7 protein-coding genes are annotated in these 6,541 nt (G+C 60.0%); 6 read left to right on the top strand and 1 reads right to left on the bottom strand.

Going from position 1 to position 6,541, the window contains the following annotated elements:
• The first annotated feature begins 187 nt into the window (after window positions 1-187).
• Both NW855_RS05850 and NW855_RS05855 read left to right on the top strand, forming a co-directional pair.
• On the top strand, window positions 188-403 hold the full coding sequence (locus tag NW855_RS05850; RefSeq protein ID WP_414508515.1) for a hypothetical protein: 216 nt from the start codon (window positions 188-190) through the stop codon (window positions 401-403).
• Window positions 404-410: 7 nt separating this feature from the next.
• A complete protein-coding gene (locus tag NW855_RS05855) occupies window positions 411-830 on the top strand; it encodes a zinc ribbon domain-containing protein (RefSeq protein WP_414508514.1) in 420 nt (139 codons plus the stop codon).
• A gap of 160 nt (window positions 831-990) precedes the next feature.
• On the opposite strand, the gene NW855_RS05860 is transcribed toward NW855_RS05855, so the two are convergent.
• On the bottom strand, window positions 991-2,403 hold the full coding sequence (locus NW855_RS05860; RefSeq protein WP_099812741.1) for a folate/biopterin family MFS transporter: 1,413 nt from the start codon (window positions 2,401-2,403) through the stop codon (window positions 991-993).
• Between the two features lie 281 nt (window positions 2,404-2,684).
• Between NW855_RS05860 and rph the strand changes: the two genes are divergently transcribed.
• From rph to NW855_RS05880, 4 genes are all read left to right on the top strand, one after another.
• On the top strand, window positions 2,685-3,413 hold the full coding sequence (rph, locus tag NW855_RS05865; RefSeq protein ID WP_011431427.1) for a ribonuclease PH: 729 nt from the start codon (window positions 2,685-2,687) through the stop codon (window positions 3,411-3,413).
• Window positions 3,414-3,913: 500 nt separating this feature from the next.
• Window positions 3,914-5,152, top strand: a complete 1,239-nt coding sequence (locus NW855_RS05870; protein WP_011431428.1) for a response regulator — start codon at window positions 3,914-3,916, stop codon at window positions 5,150-5,152.
• Window positions 5,153-5,177: 25 nt separating this feature from the next.
• Window positions 5,178-5,813 carry a riboflavin synthase gene (locus tag NW855_RS05875; protein WP_011431429.1) on the top strand — a complete coding sequence of 212 codons (636 nt, stop codon included), beginning with the start codon at window positions 5,178-5,180 and terminating at the stop codon, window positions 5,811-5,813.
• Window positions 5,814-5,839: 26 nt separating this feature from the next.
• The gene (locus tag NW855_RS05880; RefSeq protein WP_011431430.1) at window positions 5,840-6,409 is read left to right on the top strand and encodes a shikimate kinase; all 570 of its coding nucleotides are present in this window, start codon (window positions 5,840-5,842) and stop codon (window positions 6,407-6,409) included.
• Window positions 6,410-6,541: the final 132 nt, after the last annotated feature.

The following is a 6,541-nucleotide window of genomic DNA, read 5'->3' on the forward strand; positions in this document are numbered from 1 at the left end:
GTCTATTTCAAAACGAAGCGATGGGCAAGCTATGGTGAGCTTTGCGCTGAGATGGCGAGAACCCAAAACAAGCACTTCATCGCAATGTATGTTTCCGCCGCGCAACAGACCTGTAAGTCTGTAGCTGGAGTGGGTCTATGCCAAGCCTGCCCAGCCCCAATCGCTGGATCCGAGAAAAGCTCTAGCAATTGACCACGGAGTCAACAACTGGCTTACGTGCGTTAGCAACTTAGGACATAGCTTCATCATTGATGGCCGCAAAGTCAAGTCCTTCAACCAGTGGCACAACAAGGAGCTGGCTAGGCTCAAGACTCACAAGCTGCGGGGGTTTTGGTTGCAAAAGCTTCGTCGAATTACGGAAACCGGAGAATGCAATCCACAAAGCTGCGCGCAAGGTCATTGACTTCTGTTTGCACCACTCAATTGGGAGAATCCTCTTCGGTTGGAACAAAGAACAAAAACAAGAATGCGGTTTTAACCAAAACTTTGTTTTCATTCCAACAGGTCGGTTCAAGGAGCGTATTGCGCAATTATGTCAGCATTATGGCATGGAGTTTATTGAGGTAGAGGAGGCGTACAGCTCGCAGGCAAGCTTCCTAGATGGAGATGAGCTACCTAATTATGGTGAAAAACCCGACGGGTGGAGACCCTCTGGAAAGCGTATCAAGCGGGGCCTGTACCAAACGGCAAAGGGGTGGTTGGTCAACGCTGATGCGAATGCTGCCGCCAACCTGCTTAAGAAAGTCAGCAGAACCTTGGGGCTTTGCCTTCAGGAACTGTCTAGAGGCGCTTTGACAACGCCGTTGCGGGTTCTTTTGTGGACTGCGTAAGAATCCCCCGCCTTTAGGCGGTGGGAGTCTCAATTGATAGTTCGCACTCAAGCATGGCGAAGCCGAACGCCGTCTCCACCTCTAGCTCCTCTCTCCCTTTGGGAGAAGAGCTGGGGGTGAGGGGTGCCTCTAGGAGTGCGTCTGATTGGCAGCCAGCCCCTCAAGAATAGGTGATGTCCGTCTGTCCCAAAGGGATTGCCTCCATCCCTGCCTCGGCCTCTTCCGCGCGCACCTCCTGCAAAAAGGCTTCGAGAGAAGCGTGGGCTTCCGCCTCCAGATCTGCTCCCCCTTCCGGCAGCCAGCCCAAAAGCGGCAGGGGCAAGAGGGTGGACAGGTTGGTCAATAGCAGCAGCAGCCCCAGATGGCTGAAATCGCTCTCGGTTACCCCCAGCGCGTGCATGAGCAGGGATCCCAACTCTTGAGAGAGAAACCCCGCCAGGTTAAAAGCCGACATCAGCAAGGCGAAGAGGGTAGCTTCGATTCCCGGCGGGCAGAGGCGGGCAGCCAAGACCAACACCGGCATAAAGGCAATCTGCCCTGCCACCGTCAGCACCAGGCTATCCCCCAGACTAAACCAGTGATCGTCGATGCCCCAGGCCCGGTTGAGGTGATAGACCAAAATGAGGCTGGTTAGGCCCAGCCCTGCCGAGAGAACCGTCATCCAGCCAAATAGAGGCCGCAGCGGGATCCGCCGCAGATACACCTGAAAGATCGCCACCCCCACCAAGCTGGCGACGCTGGTAACCAGCCGCACCTGGCCTAAAAACCCCGGCCCAAAGCCGAGATCGCTGGTAAAAAAATAAAACAGGGCCACGTCGGCGCTGGGGGTTGCCTGCCAGATAAAGACAAACAACACCGGCAAGAGAATGCTGGGTTGCCGCAGCGCCCGCCACACCTGTCCCACCTGCTGCCGCAAGGGATCCCAGCCAAAGGAGCAGGCCACCGGCTGATCCACAATCACCCAAGCCGCCAGGGCGATCAGCAGCGGCAACAAGGCCGTCAGCCCAAACACCACCTGGGGGGGATAGTGGGCTAGGAGTGCCCCTCCGGCATAGGCCGTGAGCAGAGATCCCAGCGCCGTCGCCCCCCAGGACAAAGACTGCAGCGTGCCCGTCCCCGCCCAGTCGCTGCCGTGAACCCGCTCCACCACCAGCGAATCCACAATGACATCCCCCACCGCCACCGCCAGGGATCCCAAAACCATCCACAGCATCGCCAACTCAGCCGTTGGCGCCCACAGGGCCATCCCTAGCCAAGCCCCACACCCCAGCAGCCCGGAGAGCAAGAGGTAGGGACGGCGGCGGTAGCCTGCCAGCGGCAGCGTATCGGAGAGGAGGCCGTAAAGAGGCTTGAGGGTCCAGGGAATGACGGCAAAGCCCATCAGCGCCGCCGTCTGCGCCGGCCCCAGGCCCAGGCTATCCTTCAAGTAAAAACTGGTGGCCAGCCGCGCCAGCCCCACCGCCCCCTGCACAAAGTACACCAGCAGGATCCCGATCAGTTCCGGCGTCCAGCAGATCTCTTGCAGGGGATCCAAAGTGGATCGGCGCAGCTGTTGCAGCAGGAGGTGAAGCATGGGCAATCTTGTCCTTGTCGCTTCCTGTCTTGGCCGTTGTCCCGTAGGACTGCTCTTGCAGCATTGTCTTGCCGCAACAATAGCAACAGCAGGAAATGAGAGTTAAGAACTTCTTTACACTGTAACCTGCTCAACTGTAACCTGCCCAACCGGCCCACGGCTGCGATCCTCCAGACCCCCGCCTGTCAAGGCGCCGGCGGCACTTCTGTAGAGATTCCAAGCCGTGAGCTGCCTCGGGCGAACATGACTGACAATGCGAAGGATCCTTTTTTGAACTGCTCATGAGCTGGCAACGCCCCGATGGTCGCACGGCTGCCCAATTGCGCCCGATTTCCTTTCAGCGCCACTTCACCCGCTACGCTCCGGGCTCAGTGCTGGTGAAGTTTGGCGATACCCATGTCCTCTGCACCGCCAGTGTGGCCGAAGAAGTCCCCCCCTTTTTGCAGAACACCGGCCAAGGCTGGCTGACAGCGGAGTACCGCATGCTGCCCACCGCCACCCAACAGCGCCAGCCGCGAGAGACGCTAAAAGTCTCAGGCCGCACCGCCGAGATCCAACGGCTCATCGGGCGTAGCCTGCGCGCCGCCTTGGATTTCCACAAGCTGGGATCCCGCACCATCACTGTCGATGCCGACGTCCTGCAGGCCGATGGCAGCACGCGCACCGCCGCCATCACCGGTGGCTATGTGGCCCTGCACGACGCCATCACTTGGCTTTACAAACAGGGGCTGCTGGATCCGGCGCAGGGATCCCCCTTGCGGCAGCAGGTGGCAGCCCTTTCGGTGGGGATCGTGCGAGGCGAGGTGCTGGTGGATTTGTGCTACGAGGAGGACAGCCAAGCGGAAGTGGACATGAACATTGTCATGAACGAGCAGGGAGCCTTGATCGAGATTCAGGGCACCGCCGAAGCCGGCTGCTTCGACCGCTCGCAACTGTTGCAAATGTTGGATATGGCCCAGGCCGGCATCCAAGAATTGCTCCGGGCCCAGCGAGAGACTCTAAACTTGTAGCCGACGGGATTGTTGCAGCCGCGAGCCCAGCCTGAGCCTTGCAGCGGTTCCGGTCGGGCGGCTGCTGGTAGGGTTCCCAGAGTTCTGCCTTTGACACTCCCACCCAGGGGATTCTTACGCAGCCCAAAATGGACTCGCGAAGGCGCTGTCAAGACGCCCCTAGACAGTCCTTTGAGGCATAACCTCAAAGTTCTGCTTACTTCGGACTGAAGTTCCTCCAGGTTAGTTATTGCCGCGCCGGTTTTGCACCGCAGTAGGTTGTTTTCCTGGAGAAGCTCTGTACTAACTATAACAAAGAAGCAACTAAAGTGGCTCAAGGGCTTTTTCGCCCCGCACTCAAGTACGGGGCTACCAAGCTATCCTCTTGTGTTTCTTTTTGGTAAAGAGACGATAATGAGATGAAGCAGCCGTGAATCACGGCTGCCTCTGCAAGCTTGGGTGTGTGGCCGAGGTGAATCCCTGCGCATTTGGACTGCAGAGGCTGGCCGGGAGGATGTCCCATGTCCCATTTTGTGTTTGCAGCGGGGGAACTGGCGCCCCTGCTCCGGCAGCAAGGTCGGCAGTTTAGCACCGGCTATCTGCACCTCCACCTCAAAGGGGGGGATCCCGCCGAGGGCACGGAGCCTTGGGTGCTGACCTACTACTACGGCAGACTGCTCTTTTCCGCCGATCAGCCCCTCAACCCTCAGATCCTGCTAAAGCGCCTATCCCGCTTTATTCCCCGCCTCAACTTGGAATGGTCGCAGCGGGCTATCCGAGTGCTGCAGGAGCGGCTGATAAAAGACAACTCCCTGCCGGAACTGCTAGAGGCCATCGCCCAGTTGGGCCTGATCAAGCCAGGTGAGCTGGAAGACGCGCTCTGGCTCAACCTGCTCACCGATTTCGATCGCTATCTCTTTGAGCGGGCAGGCACCTGTTCCTTTGAAGTGCAGGAACGGGTTGCCCAAGAGGCCCCCATTGGCGGGTTTGAGTTGGAGCCGCTGCTACAAGAAGCGGCTCGCCGCCACGATCGCTGGGCGGAGTTGCGGGTGGCCGTTCCCACCATGCTGGCGGTGCCGGTGGTCAACTGGGATCGGGTCAACCGCTATCGCCTTACCGACGAACAGCGGCAAAAGCTACACGCCCTCACCAAAGATGGCCAGTCGCTAGAGGCCATTGCCAAGAAGCTGTGTCGGGATCGGCTGGAGGTGGCCGGCCTTTTCGCTGCCTGGGCCAAAAAAGGTCTGGTGAGCCTGCAAACGCCCCCAGAACTGCTGCAGGCTAAGCGCCACGCTCCCACAACCCTCTTGGCGGTGGACGACAGTGTCGTGATGCAAGAAATCCTGCGGCAGTACCTATCCAAATATCACGTGATCACAACGGGCAACCCCGCCGAGGTGCTCCCCCTTTTGTTTCAGCACCGGCCTCACCTGTTGTTGATGGACATCGCCATGCCCGGGATCGACGGCATAGAACTCTGCCGCATTGTGCGTAGCCTGGAAGAGTTCAAGTCTCTCCCTATCCTGATGGTTACCTCGCGGGATAGTTTGCTGGATCGCATCCGCGGCAAGTGGTCGGGAGCAACCGGCTACCTGACCAAGCCTTTTAGCGAAAGCCAGCTCGTCGCCGAGGTGGAGCGGCTTTTGGCCCAGGCCCAGCAGCAAGAGCACACCCCCTACTCTCCCCGAGGAGCCAAAACCAACCCGCCCAGCCCATGGCGGGGATCCCCTGCCCCCCTTGGGGATCAGGCCAAAGCTTAGAAAGCGGGCCAAGGAGGCCGAAACTATGTTTACGGGTCTGGTGCGCAGTTTGGGTACAGCTCAGTTGATCTCCTCTTCCCAAATACGGGTTATCTGTCCAGAGCTACAGCCGCAGTTGGCTTATGGCGACAGCGTGGCAGTGGACGGCCTCTGCCTGACGGTGGTGGAGATCCTGCCCGATGGCTTTTTGGCCGATGTCTCGCCGGAAACGCTGCGGCGCTCGGTCTGGGGCCAGGGATCCGGCCCGCGCACCGTTAACCTCGAGCCGTCCCTGCGGGTGGGAGACAAGCTGGGGGGGCATTTCGTCAGCGGCCATATCGATGGGGTGGGACAACTGTGGGAGCAAGCGGCCACCGGCAACGCCTGGGAGCTGAGCTTCAAGGTGCCGGCGGAGATCGGTCGCTACATCGTGCCCAAAGGCAGCGTGGCCGTCAACGGGGTCAGCCTGACCGTTGCCGAGGTGCGCCAGGGGGGCTGCTGGTTCAAGGTGGCGGTGATCCCGCAGACCTACCGCGAGACCAACCTCTCCTTGCTGCAGGTGGGGGATCCGGTGAACGTGGAGGCGGACATGCTGGGCAAGTATGTGGAAAAATTGTTGGGCCTGGCTCCGCCGGAGAGCGGCCTTTCTCTGGAGTTTCTGGCCGAGCACGGATACGTTTAAGTCCCTAGCGGATCTTTGCCCATCTCATGATTCAGCCGGAAGAAGCCGAACGCCTGCGTGGCGTGACCGTCTATTTGATTGGCATGATGGCCAGCGGCAAGTCCACCCTGGGAGCTGAGCTGGCCGCCCAGTTGCGCCGCCCCTTCTTCGATACCGATGCCCTGGTGGAGCAGGTGGCGGGCTGCTCGATTGCCCAGATCTTTGCCGAGCAGGGGGAGGCCCACTTCCGGGAGCTGGAAACCCAGGTGCTGGCTCAGCTCAGCGGCTACACCCGCCTGGTGGTTGCTACGGGGGGCGGCATCGTGCTGCGGCCCAAAAATTGGAGCTACCTGCACCACGGCCTCACCGTTTGGCTGGATGCGGCCCCTGAGCTCATTTGGCAACGCCTAAAGCGGGATCCTGGCCAACGGCCCCTCTTGCAAACCCCCGATCCCCAAGCTGCCCTGCAGAGGCTGATGCAGGAGCGAGAACCCTTCTACGCCCAGGCCGACGTGCGGGTGCCCATCCATTCAGAAGCCAGCCCGTCCCAGTTGGCGGAACAGGTTTGGCAGGCCATTTGCGCCCGCCTGCGAGCCCAGCCGCCTTGCAACCGATAAAAAAAGGGATCCGCAAACCTCTGGGATCCCTAGACTTGCCAGGAGCGGATCCCTGGCAAGGGGCAGGCAACGATTCCTTAGAGCGCGTTGCCGCGGGGCAGGACTTCCTCGGGGAACTCAAAGCGCTCGTGC

It is taken from the genome of Synechococcus sp. RC10B2 (assembly GCF_047502635.1).